At 42.2% G+C, this 16,664-nt stretch carries 14 protein-coding genes; 5 read left to right on the forward strand and 9 right to left on the reverse strand.

Annotated features, from left to right (window positions below; genetic code table 11):
• Positions 1 to 465 precede the first annotated feature (465 nt).
• A complete protein-coding gene (locus O3617_RS06055; protein ID WP_371449152.1) occupies positions 466 to 1,530 on the forward strand; it encodes an efflux RND transporter periplasmic adaptor subunit in 1,065 nt (354 codons plus the stop codon).
• Positions 1,527 to 4,589, forward strand: coding sequence for an efflux RND transporter permease subunit (locus O3617_RS06060; protein WP_371449153.1), 3,063 nt, complete (start codon positions 1,527 to 1,529; stop codon positions 4,587 to 4,589). Before O3617_RS06055 ends, O3617_RS06060 begins: the two co-directional genes overlap by 4 nt.
• A gap of 547 nt (positions 4,590 to 5,136) precedes the next feature.
• Here O3617_RS06060 and O3617_RS06065 read toward each other — a convergent pair.
• The 9 genes from O3617_RS06065 to dnaA all read right to left on the reverse strand — a co-directional run bounded on the left by O3617_RS06065 (position 5,137) and on the right by dnaA (position 14,915).
• Positions 5,137 to 5,454, reverse strand: coding sequence for a YbjQ family protein (locus tag O3617_RS06065; RefSeq protein ID WP_287505582.1), 318 nt, complete (start codon positions 5,452 to 5,454; stop codon positions 5,137 to 5,139).
• Between the two features lie 146 nt (positions 5,455 to 5,600).
• Entirely contained in the window at positions 5,601 to 7,082 is a 1,482-nt protein-coding gene (locus O3617_RS06070) for an amino acid permease (protein WP_371449154.1), read from the reverse strand.
• Positions 7,083 to 7,092: 10 nt separating this feature from the next.
• Positions 7,093 to 8,994 (reverse strand): DNA topoisomerase (ATP-hydrolyzing) subunit B, encoded by a 1,902-nt coding sequence (gene gyrB / locus O3617_RS06075; protein WP_105083801.1) that lies wholly within the window; start codon positions 8,992 to 8,994, stop codon positions 7,093 to 7,095.
• Between the two features lie 109 nt (positions 8,995 to 9,103).
• A complete protein-coding gene (gene remB, locus O3617_RS06080; protein WP_295226932.1) occupies positions 9,104 to 9,355 on the reverse strand; it encodes an extracellular matrix regulator RemB in 252 nt (83 codons plus the stop codon).
• Positions 9,356 to 9,426: 71 nt separating this feature from the next.
• Positions 9,427 to 10,326, reverse strand: a complete 900-nt coding sequence (locus tag O3617_RS06085; RefSeq protein WP_371449155.1) for a DUF721 domain-containing protein — start codon at positions 10,324 to 10,326, stop codon at positions 9,427 to 9,429.
• Complete coding sequence (gene recF / locus O3617_RS06090) at positions 10,313 to 11,413, reverse strand: DNA replication/repair protein RecF (protein WP_371449156.1); 1,101 nt, start codon at positions 11,411 to 11,413, stop codon at positions 10,313 to 10,315. Before recF ends, O3617_RS06085 begins: the two co-directional genes overlap by 14 nt.
• Before the next feature lie 3 nt (positions 11,414 to 11,416).
• Positions 11,417 to 11,647, reverse strand: coding sequence for an RNA-binding S4 domain-containing protein (locus O3617_RS06095; protein WP_371449157.1), 231 nt, complete (start codon positions 11,645 to 11,647; stop codon positions 11,417 to 11,419).
• A 203-nt stretch (positions 11,648 to 11,850) separates the two neighbouring features.
• Positions 11,851 to 12,972 (reverse strand): DNA polymerase III subunit beta, encoded by a 1,122-nt coding sequence (gene dnaN / locus O3617_RS06100; RefSeq protein WP_016476251.1) that lies wholly within the window; start codon positions 12,970 to 12,972, stop codon positions 11,851 to 11,853.
• Between the two features lie 317 nt (positions 12,973 to 13,289).
• Complete coding sequence (gene dnaA / locus O3617_RS06105) at positions 13,290 to 14,915, reverse strand: chromosomal replication initiator protein DnaA (RefSeq protein WP_371449158.1); 1,626 nt, start codon at positions 14,913 to 14,915, stop codon at positions 13,290 to 13,292.
• Between the two features lie 655 nt (positions 14,916 to 15,570).
• Between dnaA and rpmH the strand changes: the two genes are divergently transcribed.
• The 3 genes from rpmH to yidD all read left to right on the forward strand — a co-directional run bounded on the left by rpmH (position 15,571) and on the right by yidD (position 16,508).
• Positions 15,571 to 15,705, forward strand: a complete 135-nt coding sequence (rpmH, locus tag O3617_RS06110) for a 50S ribosomal protein L34 (RefSeq protein WP_004692946.1) — start codon at positions 15,571 to 15,573, stop codon at positions 15,703 to 15,705.
• A 79-nt stretch (positions 15,706 to 15,784) separates the two neighbouring features.
• On the forward strand, positions 15,785 to 16,132 hold the full coding sequence (gene rnpA, locus O3617_RS06115; protein WP_005375872.1) for a ribonuclease P protein component: 348 nt from the start codon (positions 15,785 to 15,787) through the stop codon (positions 16,130 to 16,132).
• A gap of 121 nt (positions 16,133 to 16,253) precedes the next feature.
• The gene (gene yidD, locus O3617_RS06120; protein WP_371449159.1) at positions 16,254 to 16,508 is read left to right on the forward strand and encodes a membrane protein insertion efficiency factor YidD; all 255 of its coding nucleotides are present in this window, start codon (positions 16,254 to 16,256) and stop codon (positions 16,506 to 16,508) included.
• Positions 16,509 to 16,664: the final 156 nt, after the last annotated feature.

Genomic DNA, 16,664 nt, shown 5'->3' on the forward strand with positions numbered 1-16,664 from the left:
TTATACTTAATATAATACAAAAACACTACAATTGCAATACAATGTATTATTTTATATTTAAAACCTAAATTTCTCCCCGAAGGTCCCCTCTCTCCAATTATTAGAAAATATATATGTTTGTATTTTTCAAATTCAGATTTACAGTAAATAAGGACTGGCTTGTCCCAAAACGACTTCGCGCTCCGCGAAGCGCAGTAGCGTGTCGGCTTTGGGACGAGCCAGTCCTTTTATATTGCTAAACTGTATTCTTCAAGCCATCAGGCGCAGACCGTTAAGGTAGCTGGAGGTTTTAGGAAGGTGCCTCATGGTTACTAAATTTAGAAAACATATATATTTTCTAATATAATTAATATCCTTATAGAATTTTTATCTAATATATAGTATTATTTAATTGTATAAAATATATATTTTGTAGTAGTTATTGCTTTCACAATAATCTCTATTACGTGTGTGAAGGAGAGGATTATGAATCGTAGTGTATTAGGTTTGACCACGGCGCTGTTGATGAGTGCACTCATCATCGGCGGTTGTGGGTCGAATCAAGATGATCAGAATACGAGTCTCAAGGTACGGACGATTACGATTGGCGAAGAGGCTGGTACGACGAGTGCTGGGTATTCGGGAACCATCAAGAACCGGACGGAAACGAATTTGGCGTTCCAGGTTGGCGGCCGCGTGATTAACAAGTTTGTCAGTGTTGGTACGGCTGTACAGGCCGGTCAGGTGATTGCTCAAATTAACGGCGCTGACACGGCGAGTCAGGTGCAAAATGCGCAAGGTGCGGTTAAAGCGGCGCAATCTGCTTATGATTTGGCCAGTACGAATGCTGAAAGATACCGCGCTTTGTACGCTGAGCAGGCTATCAGCAAATTGCAATTGGATCAAGCGGAAAATCAATTGAATGCAGCGAAGGCTCAGTTGCAACAGGCCCAAGCAGGTCTCAATTTGAGTAACAATCAAAATAGTTATACTACTTTGGTTGCTCCAGATAGTGGTATTATCACAGCTCTCAATGTCGAGGCCGGTCAAGTCGTGGCAGCAGGCCAGGCTATAGGTACCTTGGCGGCCGGTCATGAACCTGAGGCAGTCATCGCGTTGCCAGAACAGGAAATGAGCAAAATTCACCCTGGTAGTACGGCAACCATCACATTTTGGGCTTTGCCTGATGTGAAAGTACAAGGTATTGTCCGCGAAATTTCACCGGTTCCAGACCCTGTAGCGCGAACATATACGGTCAAAATTACCTTGCAAAACCCTCCAAAAGAGGTGCAGCTCGGTATGACCATCAACGCCATCCTCAATCAAACGGATACAGCGGATATTTCCATACCGTTGACGGCGTTGGTGAAAGACAAACAAGGTAATAACGCAGTCTATATCATTCGAGACAAGAAAGCACATCTCGTTCCTATTCAAACCGGCGAATTTGGTAATAATTCGGTCATTGTTAAAAATGGCCTTGCTAAAGGGGATATTGTCATCACCGCAGGGACCCAACAATTACAAGAAGGAACGGCGGTGCATGAATGAAGAAGTTTAACTTAGCAGATTGGGCTCTGCGCCATAAATCTATCATCTACTACTTCATCGCCGTACTCCTCACCTTTGGTATATTCTCGTTCACCCATATGGGACGCATGGAAGACCCAGACTTTACGATGCGTACCATGGTCGTCGGTGTCTCATGGCCCGGTGCTTCACCGCAACAAATGTCGGACCAAGTAACGGATAAGCTGGAAGAAAAACTACGAGATTTGCCGGGTGTAGATTATACGAAGTCTTTCACAGACGGTAGTAAATCGGTTATTTATATCAATCTGAAAGAAGATTTACCATCGAACAAAATTCGTCCCGCTTGGGAAGAAGCGCGGAATATGATCAATGATGAATGGAAATCTTTGCCATCTGGCGTGCAAGGCCCGTCCATCAACGATCGATTCGATGATGTATATGGCACCATTTACGCGCTTTCAGGTGACGAATTCTCGTACGAAGAGAAACGGCAACAGGCGGAAGATTTAAAACGGCAGCTCTTATCCGTTCCGAATGTTAAGAAAATTACCCTCATCGGTGTTCAAGATAAGTCCTTGGATGTAACGATTAACAAGGACAAGCTCGCATCGTATCAGGTGAGCACACAACAATTATTGACCGCCCTTAAACAGCAAAGCGCGATGGTGCCAGCGGGCATGGTCAATACGGATACGAATAATGTATATTTACGCATTAACGGCGTCTTTGATAGCGTGGATGCGGTCAAAAATATGCCGGTTCGCATCAATAACCAAACGATTCGCCTCGGCGATATTGCGGACGTAACGATGACCTATAAGAACCCATCCAGTCCTCAGTTCTACTACGAAGGCAAGCCGGCCATTGGCATCGCTATTTCCATGGATGCGGGCGCCAATAACATCGAATTTGGTAAGGCTATCGATACGAAACTGAAAGAGCTAAAAACGACGATTCCTGCAGGCTTAAGCCTCGACCAAGTGTCGAATCAGCCGCATATCGTTAAGGAATCCATCGGCGATTTCTCCCAATCTTTATTCGAAGCTATCGCCATCGTATTGCTCGTCAGCTTTGCGTCCCTCGGTATCCGTACGGGTATCGTGGTGGCCCTCACCATTCCGGTCGTCGTGTCTACAACGTTTGTACTGATGTATGAAAATGGCATTTATTTGCATAAGGTTAGCCTTGGTGCCCTCATCTTGGCACTGGGCCTGCTCGTAGATGACGCCATCATCGTCGTGGAAATGATGAGCGTTAAGCTCGAAGAAGGCTTTAACCACTGGCGCGCCGCAACGTTCGCCTATGAATCAACGGCCTTTCCGATGCTGTCCGGCACGCTCATTACCTGCGCCGGTTTCTTGCCTCTCGCCTTGGCGGAGGGCATGGTTGCGGAATTCACAAAATCCCTGTCCATCGTCGTCTTTATGGCCCTCATCCTATCCTGGATTGCGTCCGTTCTGGTCAGTCCAGTGCTGGGCTACAAGATTATCGAAAACAAGGCCGAGAAACCCGAGTCGGAATGGACTCGTCGCGATCATATTATGCATCGTATGAAAACCGTTTTTTATGCTCGTTTTGAAAGCCTCCTTCACTGGGCACTGGGTCATCATAAGGCCGTTTTACTCATAACATTAGGGGCTTTCATCCTATCCTTGCTTTCATTCCCGCTCATCAAACAGGAATTTTTCCCATCGTCGACGCGGAATGAAATCATCGTATCCATGCAATTTCCTCAAAGCTCGTCCATCGATTATACCCAAAGCCAAGCTAAATCATTGGATACTTTGTTAAAGGATAACGAACATATCGACCATTTCACCACCTATGTAGGCGAATGGTCACCGCGATTTGTATTAACATTAGAACCGGAATTGCCTCGTGCTAATTTCATGCAAACCATCATCGTTACCAAATCCTTAGAAGATCGGGATGCGTTGTTCAAGGATTTACAAGATCAATTAAACGATCAATATCCATCAGCCCTCATCAACATGCAATTCGTCCAAATCGGACCGCCGTCAAAATACCCTGTTATGCTCCGCGTATCGGGTCCTGATGCGTCTGAGGTTAAAACGATTGCAAACGATGTGAAAGCCAAGATGCAAGAAGATAAGGATTTACATAATATCGCCTTCGATTGGCCGGATACAGAGCCAGTCGCTCAAATCCATATCGACCCAGATAAAGCGCGGTTGCTAGGCATCAATAGCTACGCCGTATCACTTCATCTACAAAGTTTATTATCCGGTACAAAATCTGGTGAATACTACGAAGGAAACCAAACTATTCCTGTTACTTTCAGATTGGGCGGCAATGAAAACCACAACTTAGCGGCACTTTCATCATTACCAATCCAAACAGGAAATGGTTCCTATGTACCGCTCAGTCAAATCGCAACAATTTCGATGAGCCAAGAGGAAGGCATTATTTGGCACCGCAACATGATGCCAACCATCAGCATTCATGCTAATGTAGGCCCTGGCGTTCTTGGCAACGCTAAAACGAAGGAAATTTACAAAACCCTTGAAGAATACCGTCAAAACTTGCCAACCGGCTATACCATCGACCTCGATGGTTCCGCCGAAAAGAGCGTCACTGCCGTTCAAAAACTGCTCGTCCCAATGCCAATCATGCTCTTTGCGATCATGACGATTCTCATGTTCCAATTAAAGAGAATTGCCCTCATGTTTATGGCCCTATTTACCGCTCCGCTTGGGCTCATCGGTGTTGTACTAGCCCTAAACCTTACGCGTACACCACTTGGATTTATGGCCATACTCGGCATCATTGCCCTCTCCGGCATGATTATTCGTAACTCCATCATCCTGTTGGACCAAATCGAAATCCACCGCGCCGAAGGACAATCTGCCCGCGAAGCTATCATCAACTCCGCTACATTACGTTTCAGACCAATCATGCTAACCGCCATCGCGGCCATCCTTGGTATGATACCACTCATGGGGTCCGTATTCTGGAGCCCACTCGCCATCGCATTCAGCGGCGGCCTACTCGTAGCAACCATACTAACACTCATCGTACTACCAGTTATGTACGCAACATGGTATAAGGTTAAATAAACAATATATAATAGATATCTATTATAATCTAATAATTGATTGACTACTAATTCTGATAATGTTAATATAACTTTGACAAGGGAAATAAATAAGTTGCAATGTATTCACGCAACAAAGAAAAAACAGCAGGGTAGCAGCCCTGCTGTTTTATATTGCCTTACATACATATCCCTATTTTAAATTAGAACACGCCTGTTCTAATTTTTAAGAGCCCATTTATTACATACCAAAAAGCAGCAGATCACAAAATCTGCTGCTTTTTTTCTAATTTAGCCTGTCGTATTTAATAGAAAATAGATGGGGCCACTTGTTTCATGACTTTGGCCCTGCGGAGGCCGAAGGCCGGAGTCAGACTCGGCCAGTGGAAGTTTTAAGCAAAATAGGATAAGTAGTGTTTCCGAACGACTTTTTCTCTAATTTAGCCTGTCGTATTTAATAAGGAAAGCTGAGCATGACTTCCATGCGACTTTGGCCCTGCGAAGCCCAAAGGGCGGAGTCAGACCCGGCCGGTGGAGCAGGGAAGTCATGCTCAGCTTTCTCCCACTTATTAAACTACAACGGCCGTCCCATTACATGTCACCATAAGCATGCCGTTTTGAGCACCTACTGTGCTGTATTGGAATGATACGCCAATAACGGCATTAGCACCGATTTTACTAGCCCTTTTTGCCATTTCATCGATTGCCGCTTGGCGTGCGTTCATTAGGGAATCTTCATAACTACCGCTGCGGCCACCAACGATATCACGAATGCCGGACATAAAGTCTTTTACAAAGTTACGGCCTTCAACGACTTCGCCAAATACGATGCCTTTGTACTCTTGTACAGGTTTGTTCTCAATGTGCATAGTTGTAGTAATAATCATAGTTGTATCCTCTCTAATTGACCACAATATATTTTGATTTATTATAGCAAGGCTTTCACAGAAATACAATTACATATTATGGCATGTACAAAAAAAAGACCTATTCACTACTTTCATAATGAATAGGTCTAGTTTTTTTTGCGTTTTTATTTGTCAAAATCGCGGTCTAGGTTTACTTCTTTCAACGGAACGAGTTTAGTTTTGTTGATGTATTTGTAACCTAGGTAAACAGCGAAGAATATAGGCAATCCGATGTACGCAACGGATACACCGTACCAGTCGATGGTATCGCCTGTGAAAGCGGAGTAGTTTTGGCCACAGATGATGATGACGCATAGGATGAACGCCAAGATTGGACCAAATGGGAACAACCACGCCTTGTAAGGCAATTCTTTAAGGTCTCTACCTTGTGCAATGAACGCACGGCGGAAGCGATAATGGGAAATGGCAATGCCTACCCAAGCAATGAAACCGCAAAGGCCGGAGATGTTAACAATCCATGTATACGCTGTACCTTCGCCGATGAAGCTTGTAAGGAATGCAAACAAGCCAATAGCTGTAGTCAATACCAATGCAGGTACTGGAACGCCGCGTTTGTTGAGCTTTGCAAAGATTTGTGGCGCTTGACCTTCCTTAGCCAATGCGTAAAGCATACGCGTAGAGGAATAAAGGCCAGAGTTACCAGCACTCAATACGGCTGTTAAGATGATAGCATTGATAAAGCTAGCAGCGAATGCGAATCCAAAGCGGTCAAATACGAGTGTAAATGGAGAGATGGATACGTTTTCTACACTGGAATTCAATAGGTTTGGATCAGTATAAGGAATGAGGAAACCAATAACGGTGAAAGCCCCAATATAGAACAACAAAATGCGCCAGAAGATAGAATTAATCGCTTTTGGCACGTTCTTTTCAGGGTCTTCTGCTTCCCCAGCAGCTACGCCGATAAGCTCAGTACCTTGGAAGGAGAAACCAGCTACCATGAAGATAGCGAGGATGGATTCCCAACCGCCTACGAATGGTGCTTCCCCTACTGTCCAGTTCTCAAATCCAGGGGATGTACCGCCGATACCAAAGATGAGCATAAAGCCACAGAATAGGAATACGAAAACGGTAATAACCTTGATGGACGAGAATACGTACTCGCTTTCACCAAAGGAACGAGTGGACAAATAGTTAAGCCCAAATAGAATTAACAGGAACAATGCGGACCAAACGATGGCCGGCACATCAGGGAACCAATATTTCATGATGAGCGCCCCTGCCAGTACTTCGGCAGCCAATGTAATCGCCCAGTTAAACCAGTAGTTCCAACCTAAGGCAAAGCCAAAGGCAGGGTCTACATAGCGTTTTGCGTAAGTTCCGAAAGAACCTGGAATCGGTAAGTACGTTGCCATTTCCCCAAGGGATGTCATGAGGAAATATACCATGATACCGATGAGGCCATACGCCACAAGAGCACCACCAGGACCAGCCGTACTTACTACTTCACCACCGGCTACGAATAAGCCTGTACCGATGGCACCACCCAAGGCGATCATATTCATATGACGCGCTTTGAGGGATCGTTTTAAATGTTTTTGAGTATTAGAAGTATACTCTACGTTAGTATTCTGATTATCTGCCATGGGTCACCTCTTACAAATCTAAATTGCGCACATATTTTGCGTTATCTTCAATAAATTTACGTCGAGGTTCAACCTTGTCGCCCATAAGCACCGTAAAGATTTTATCAGCTTCGATGGAATCCTCTAAGCTAACTTGTAAAATCGTACGATTTTCAGGGTTCATTGTTGTTTCCCATAATTGTTCAGGATTCATTTCACCTAAACCTTTGTAACGTTGAATTGTAATACCATCACGGCCTACTTCATCAAGCTTAGCTGTAAGTTCTGCATCAGAGTACACATACCAATGAGATTTGCCTTTTTTGATTTGGTATAAAGGCGGTTGTGCGATGTAGATATGGCCTTCTTCTACCAATGGTTTCATATAGCGGTAGAAGAATGTGAGAAGCAATGTACGGATGTGAGCGCCGTCAACGTCCGCATCTGTCATGATGATGATCTTGTTATAACGAGATTTTGTAATATCGAATTCGTCGCCAATGCCTGTACCGAATGCAGTAATCATGGAACGAATTTCGTTATTCGCTAAAATCTTATCAAGACGTGCTTTTTCTACGTTAAGGATTTTACCACGCAATGGCAAAATCGCTTGGTAACGACGGTCGCGGCCTTGTTTTGCAGAGCCGCCCGCAGAATCACCTTCGACTAGATAAATTTCTGTCATAGATGTATCTTTTTCGGAGCAATCTGCCAATTTACCAGGAAGACTAGATACTTCCAACGCATTTTTACGGCGAGTTAAGTCGCGGGCCTTACGAGCTGCCTCACGAGCACGACTTGCCATCGTTGCTTTTTCGATAATTTTCTTCGCATCTTGTGGATGTTCTTCAAAGAATGTTTTGAGACCTTCAGATACAATAACATCGGTAATACCTTTAACTTCGCTATTGCCAAGTTTTGTTTTAGTTTGACCTTCGAACTGAGGTTCTAATACTTTCACAGATACGACAGCTGTCAAACCTTCACGTACGTCCTCACCGGAAAGATTGCTTTCATTTTCCTTGATCAAGCCAGATTTACGGCCGTAGTCATTGAGTGTACGAGTCAAGGCAGCACGGAAGCCGGATAGATGGGTACCGCCGTCAACAGTGTTGATATTGTTTACGAAGGACAACAAGTTTTCGCTGTAGCTATCGTTGTATTGCAATGCCACGTCTACCACAACGTCATCCTTTGTATTTTCAATATCGATAACAGTTGGGTTAACAACTTCTTTGTTTTCATTCAAGAATGCGATGAAAGAACTTAAACCACCTTCGTAGTGGAAGCTTTCAATACGAGGTTCCTCTTGGCGCATATCGCTCAATGTGATGCGAAGGCCCTTATTAAGGAACGCCAATTCTTGCAAGCGAATTTTCAATGTATCAAAATTGAACACCGTCGTTTCAAAGATTTCAGGATCTGGTTTAAAAATAACCGTCGTACCAGTACCTTCTGCCTTGCCGATTTCGTGCAATTCGGATGTTTTATGACCGCGTGCAAAATCGATTTCTTGAATGATGCCATTTTGAGATACTTGCACCTTAGTCCATTCACTCAACGCATTTACTACGGAAATACCTACGCCGTGAAGGCCGCCGGACACCTTATAACCGCCACCGCCGAATTTACCGCCAGCATGCAATTTTGTTAATACCAATTCTACCGCAGACATGCCGGACTCATGCATTCCTGTTGGAATACCACGGCCATCATCGACAACGGTAATACTATTATCTTCATTAATGGACACTTCGATATGCGTCGCATACCCTGCGAGCGCTTCGTCCACTGAATTGTCTACTACTTCATAAACGAGGTGATGCAAACCGCGAATGGACGTACTACCAATGTACATCCCTGGGCGTTTACGGACCGCGTCTAGACCCTCAAGAACTTGTATATTCTGAGCGCCATAATTTTCTTCAGCCATTAAACAAACTCCTCCTAACGACATAAACCGCAACATGCTCATACACAACACATCTGCGGTGCTAGATTATCTCTTTATTATACTATAGATTGCTTGTATCGTGAAAGCCCTATAATTTGCTACTTAAAAGCATATAAAACTCATCAATCCGCTTTTTTAATGTTTTAAGCGATATACCAGATGCATACACACCATCATCTGTTACAATATACGTTTTTACCTTATCCTCAGGCACCACATACATGACCTCTGCGTCATAATGCGAAATGCCCGTCCTATGATGCTTACCAGATTCCGCATGAATCATAGTAATAATCGAATTCATAGGGATACTAAAATTATCGCCAATATGTAAGTACATAAATCTCCTTATTCTTTTGAGGTGGATGGGGAGTGCTTTCTCACTCCCCATCCACCTCATATAGCCTAATGTTATTCCAATATCCCCCTAAGCATATTTAGCTCTTTTTGTTTTTCTTCGCTTAGGAATTTTGATCTGTATTTGTTACACAAATTGATAACGTGTTGGTCTGTCAGTTCTTCAAGCCGTTTGTGGGTGATGAGCATGGTGGCCATGTACATATGGTTTCGGCTAATAGACCCATGGTAGACCTTGTCTAGATAGAAGTAGATCAATTCCCGCATGGCTATGGAAAAATCTTTAAAGGTACATTTTATGTATTGTTGAGCTTCGCTATATTTTATATACGGACGTCGTCTGATTTGTGTTTTTATATCATTAATATGACTGCGATGCATTTCATATTCGCAGGAAACACAATATTTTGTTTGCCTGTTCATCAATGTATGGCAGCGCTCGCATCGATGAAATCCATGTTCTAGTAAATAGATTTCCTTTTTGCGACTACTAATGAGCACCTTACGAAATGGTTCTCTTAATGTCTCTTCTGCTAAGCTTTCAACCATAGCATCAATGGATTTCATATCATCATCGGACAAGGCGATTTTCGACATGTCGATATAGCCATCGATATCGGGCATATCGATTTTCAAAATTTCGGTATTAACCGTTTCTTTCACATAGCTCTGCCGATGCATAATAAGGCCCATTTCTGTGATGATATCACTCTTGTAATAGTCATTGATAGCCTTAAGGATGCGTTTTTGGTTCATTTTAACCTCTTGCATCCACTGCGAAGTATCGGCGCTGAGCACGATTTTTGGAGGCTTGATATCGATGATGCGCGTATGACCAGCAAAAATGGGGCCCACCACATCACGCCAATGATGAATGAGTGTATTCAGTTTGAATTGTTCCAGTAAACCTAACTCATGTAGGCCACCAGCTAAGCACATATCAAGGCTTTCCATAATGAATGTGCCCCTCCTGACATTGAATAAATTGAACCCCTTGCAGGTTTTCAAAATCATATATATCCGTCGTGGTAATGACGGTTTGAATGCGTTTATGAATGAACTGCAACAAATTGTTCCGTCTAGCCTCATCAAGCTCGCTCAACACATCGTCTAAGAGCAATACGGGATATTCGCCTACTTCAGATTTGATGAATTCTAATTCGCTCAGTTTTAGTGAAAGCACGGCCGTCCGCTGCTGTCCTTGGGATCCAAATTTCTTTAAATCGATAGCATCGGAAAAGAATCGTAAATCATCGCGATGAGGTCCTACGCTGGTCGTCATGCGATGACGATCTTGAGGCAACGCCTCTTGCAGTAAATCGTAAAAGGCCTCCTTCGTGTACACCATATGCCCCTCTTCTACATACGGTTGTTCGTAGCCGATGGTGAGATTTTCAAGACCCCCCGTCAACTTACGATTCATCAAATCGATGAGCAAATTGATTTTCTTTAGACTTTCCATCCGTTTTTTTACGATGAAAGCCGCCATATCCGCCAGTTGTACATCCCATTCAGCAAGAGGAATATTTTGTTTACCGCGATATTCCTTTAATAATGTATTCCGTTGCTGCAATAACCTATTGTATTGTAACAATTGATGATAATAGGTAGCGCTGGTTTGAGATATTTCCATATCTAAAAATCTGCGCCGCCCCGATGGGCTACCCTTGATGAGCTGTAAATCCTCTGGGCAGAAGATGACCGTATTCAAGGTGCCAATCAATTCCTTTTGAGAAATCTTAGTATCATTTAAGCGGATATCCTTAGGACCTTGTCGAAATAGCTTAATATTAACCTTCTGTGGTGTCTCCTTTTTCTCAAAATTCACCACAATCCCCGCTTTATCAGCGTTAAATAAAAGCATATCCGACGTATCATTCGTGCGGTGGCTTTTACCAATGGTACCGACATAAATAGCCTCTAAAATATTGGTTTTACCAGCCCCATTGGTGCCGTACAAGACGATGATTTCAGGCTGCAAATCTATTGTTAAATCCTTATAGTTGCGAAACTGGAACAATTGCAGTGAGTTAATTCTCACCGATTATGCCTCCTCTTTGGTAACGATGAATTCTACATCGAGTCCATCTACGCCAATCACATCGCCAGCGCGACATTTTTTACGTTTTTCTGTAACGATAGTGCCATTTAATGTAAGCACTTGATCATCGATGAGGCCTTTCACTTGGCCCCCTGTTTCAATGACCCCTTCCAATTTGAGCAATTGATCGATTTGAATGTACTCCGTATGGATTGGTACAGATTGTTGTTTCATAACGTCCTCCTATGGTGGACAAATTACAGAATATACCAAGTATACAACCATGAGTAAAATGCATTGTTATACACTTAGTAATATGAATTTTTATGCATATAAATATACAATAATCTATTTAAGTACATACTGAATTCTCAATATAAAAACTAATCGTAGAATTGGCTTTCACAAACATGAGAATACATTACCATATGTAACGATTAGGAATTCGTACGAACAGGTGTAACTACGTACGTATAGTTCGGATTATTATCTTGGCGAATCACAACAGGACCATTTTGTTTTAAATACATGTGGATATTATCGCCTGTGCTGTGACGCAAGATATCGGAAATATAACGACCATTAAAGGAAATCGTGAACGGAGTGCCCTTAAATTCCACAGGAATTTCTTCCTTCGCCATACCAATTTCAGCATTTTGGCTGGACAAAGTCACTTGTTCTTCGGACCAGTCATAGCGAATAACGTTGTAACTCATATCCTTTGCTAACAAGGATACACGATCAACAGCACCGGCAAATTCCTTGCGGTCTACAACGGCACTGGAATCGAATTGAGCAGGAATTACCTTTTCATATTCTGGGTACGTGCCTTCGATTAAGCGAGAAATGATATAGATGGATTCAAACATGAACACGATTTGTGTGCGGTTCCAAATGATTTTAATAATAGAAGGATTATCGGTTGGCAATAAACGAGATACTTCTGCCAAAGCCTTTGTTGGAATGATGACACGCATAGGGGACGTCGCAGGTTCATCAATGGTTACCTTTTTAACAGCCATGCGATGTGTATCGGTAGCAACCATGGTTACTTCTTTGTCGTTTGCATCTTTGATTTCGAGCAAAGCACCGGCAAATACAGGACGATCATCGTCGCTTGCCGCTGCATAGTTCGTAAGGTCGATAAGTTCTTTCATCGCTTGACTATCGATATTTACATAATCTTGGTCGTGAATTTGCTCTACCAAGGAGAAATCATCTGGATGCAAGGTTACTAAATTAAATTCAGAGGAACCGGACGTGATTTTTAGCGTATTGCCATCCTCTGGTTTGCTCAATTGAATCGTTTCGCCTGGTAATTTGCGGATTAATTCTTGGAAATAACGAGAAGCAACTACTAATGTACCTGGTTCTAGGATGTCGGCGTCAATTGTTAATTTGATGCCCAATTCAAAATCGTTGCCTTGTAGTTCCACTTGATTGTTCTTTGTTGTTATATAAATGGAACCTGGTAGATTTGAACTTGTCTTATTTTGTGATACTTTTTGTAGAACGTTGATGGCTTTTTGGAGATTGGCCTTAGGAAATTTGATGTTCATAACGTAAATACTCTCCTTGTTTGTAATATTCGTTGTGTGATTTTCGTTGGTCCTCTATAGATAATCAACGATAGATCGGTTTTCTGATATGTTTTTGATTTGTTTGTTAGTTTAGTAGTATTTGTAGTAGGCGCTGTGAATGTGTGTACATGTGAAAGTTTTCTAGATTTTATGCGTTTCCACAGTTGTGGATAAGTGTGTGTATACCTTGTATTAGGTTATCCACATAGTCACAGAAAATATTGATTTCTGCCATATCCACAGATTTATACACAACATATCCACAGAGTTATCCACACCCATTTTAATTGAGTGATTTAGTTAAGTGATGAAAGCTTTGCTTTGATGTCTAGGATAATCTGTTTTGTTTCCGGATTCTTGTCGATTTCTTTGCTAATCTTATCGTACGCATGCAAAATCGTCGTGTGATCTCTAGAAAAAGCCGCTGCGATTTGTGGGTAGCTTTCATTAATTACATCGCGGCACAAATACATGGCAATTTGCCGTGGAAATGCGAATTGAGCCTTCCGTTTCTTGCCTAACAAATCTTGTTTCTTAATGTTGAAATAGGTACTGATAAAGTCTTGAATGGACTCGATATCGATGAGGGTTACGCGCTCCGTCGTGATGATGTCGGATAATGTTTTCTTCGTGTATTCCAAATCGATGCTGCTCGTCCGTTGTTCCAAGGATGCCGTACCGATGAGCTTGTTGAAAGCCCCTTGTAGTACGCGGATGTTTTCGTCGAATTGCAACGCCACGTAGTTGATGGCATCGTTGTCGATAATGAGATTGCGATTCTTGTTGTTTTCCTTTTCAACGAGGGCTTTTAAAATGGCGATACGCGTTTCCAAATCTGGATTTTCCATGGTTGCCACATAGCCCGCTTGGAATCTAGAACGCAAGCGTTCTTCGAACTGATCCATATCGTTTGGCATGGTGTCACTGGTGAGGACGATTTGCTTGTTATTGTCCAATAATTCATTGAAGGTGTTGAAAAACTCTGTTTTCGTGCCCTCTTTATTTTCTAAGAACTGAATATCGTCGATGAGCAATACGTCGATGTTGCGGAACGTATTGCGGAACAACTCGCCTTGCCGCTTGCGTATGGATTCGATGAATAAATTCATGAACTTTTCGCTCGTCGTGCACATCACCTTGAGATTAGGATATCTTTCAACGATGGCATTGCCGATAGCGTGCATTAAATGCGTTTTGCCAAGACCGGATGGACCGTAGATAAATAGCGGATTATAATCGCCGCCTGGATGTTCCGACACATTTTGGGCCGCCCCAAAAGGAATGCGGTTTGAATTGCCTGTAATGTAATTATCAAATCGATAGCCTCTGTTGAGCTGAGACGATGATAAATCGATAGGAATATCCGTAGACTGCAAGGTTTGCGCCGTTTGTGGCTGCTCTACAGGAAACATCGGCTCATCTGGAATTAACTCATCCACCTCTTTGCGCTGGATATACACAGGATCCGCGTACACCGGTGTGTAAAACTCCTCTTGATATGGAACCTTCTGCTTTGCAGGTGTTGAGGATTTTTCGATACTACTGTCTATATCACTTACGGTAGTATTTGTTAATGTGCTTGTACCTGTATCACTACTATCCGTAGTATTACCTGTGAAAGTATCTGCTACCTGTGGCGGTGCTGGTGTTTCTCCCTTTTGAGGAAATACGTCCAGTAACACCATATTTAATTGCTTGCCCGTCACTTGCTGGATGGCATCTGTTAACATTTTACTTACCATTTGCTGAGATTCAATGACGTTTTTTATAAAACTCTGCATAACTCCAATGTGTATAGAATTATTATCTATACTCATCGGTATAAGAGAAGTACTTAAACTTGAATAAATCGCAGGTGGCAGTGTTTGTTTCGCTACTTGTAATATATGTTCCCATATATCATTAATATCAGTTGCTTGCATGTTGTGCCTCTTGTGTATAACTTTTATTAAAATTGTGCATAACTTTGGTAATTATGTGCATAACTTATTCTAAAACTGTGGAAAAACCACAAAACCCTGTGAATAACCTGTGCACAACTTGTGAATAAGAAAAAATAAAATTCCCTTCTAACCTTATAAATACTGAGTTTATACTATTCACAGGTTAAAAGAGAAAAAATGTGGATAACTTTTCTAAACTATCCGAAAAAACTTATTAAAACATATAATTTTTACCAAATTCATATATAATTGTACCAAAAATGAAGGGAATTGTCATTGAGTCTGTGGATAACTTTTATGGAATTTGTTTATTTTAGCATTTTTATCTAAATCCGGTTTGGTGGTTACTTTTTAGCTCCACCGGCCGGGTCTGACTACGCCCTTCGGAGGCCGTAGGCCGGAGTCAGACCCGGCCGGTGGAGCGAGAAAATAGTAGGCAACCCTCATTACTTAAATGTAGTAATATTACTGGCAAACAAATTACACTTGTAGAGTTTAATCTAAACACCATATCTTTTTTATATAAATATATATAGAAAGCCCTGTTTTTTATTGACAGATTTGCGTTTTCCCTCTATAATTACCCTGTTATGGTATAAGTAAAACAAATATAAAACGAGGAGGTGTTTTACTAATGAAACGTACATATCAACCAAATACTCTTTGGAGAAAACGTACCCATGGTTTCCGTGAACGCATGAAAACTATCGGTGGCCGTCTCGTATTAAAAAGAAGACGTGCTAAAGGCAGAAAACGCTTATCTGCATAATATAATGGCTCAGCAAGAGCTTTCAGAAAACTTGGCGCTCTTGCCAAGTTTTTCTATTCTATAGGACTCGGACGATACAATGGATTACCGCTTAGATAAAACGAGACGTATTATAAACAATAATGAATATCGCCTTGTATATAAGCATGGTAAGTACGAGGTAGGACGCCTATGCGTGTTATATCGTATGCCTGTAGCGAAGCAAAAGACTCGTATCGGATTTGTGACGGGTAAGAAGGTGGGTTGTGCGGTTGAACGCAACAGAGCACGTCGCCTTATGAAAGAGGTATATCGCCTCAATCAGCATCAAATTCGCGAAGGATATCATATTGTTATCGTTGGACGTGGCCCTCTGAAGGACGCAACCTATGAACGAGCGGAAAAGGAAATACTGTACTTATTGCGTAAAAGCAAGCTCTTAGTATAATCCTATATAGGACCACAAGCATGGACAGCGCTATGCTTTGGTCCTATTCGCGTATTATGAGGTATATGGATTTGGTGGAACTGTCTTAGATACATGCGCCAATCCAATCATGGTGAATTCTATGAAAGATACATGTATAACTTTATTAAATCTTGTAAAACGAGGTGTAACCTTTGTTTTATGGCTCGTTATTCGCTTCTATCAGATTGCCATTTCCCCTCTCAAACCGGGATGTTGCCGATATTATCCCACTTGTTCCACATATACTCTGCAGGCCATTGAAAAATATGGGCCTTTGAAAGGTAGCTGGCTTGGGCTAAAACGCATTTTGCGTTGTCATCCATTCCACAAGGGCGGGTATGATCCCGTTCCGTAGATTGGTGTTGGTGAAAGCTAACGCTAGTTAGGGCTTTCACCAACAATAGTCGTCTAAGCGAGCACAGTTTTGGAAATACCTGAGCATCTGTATGGATGAAATTTAGACCATACCATAACGATATATGGATGCGCGAAGGAACCCAATTTAGACCTG

This window comes from Veillonella sp. 27098_8_77, from assembly GCF_041431535.1.
In the GTDB taxonomy this organism is placed as follows: Bacteria; Bacillota; Negativicutes; order Veillonellales; family Veillonellaceae; genus Veillonella.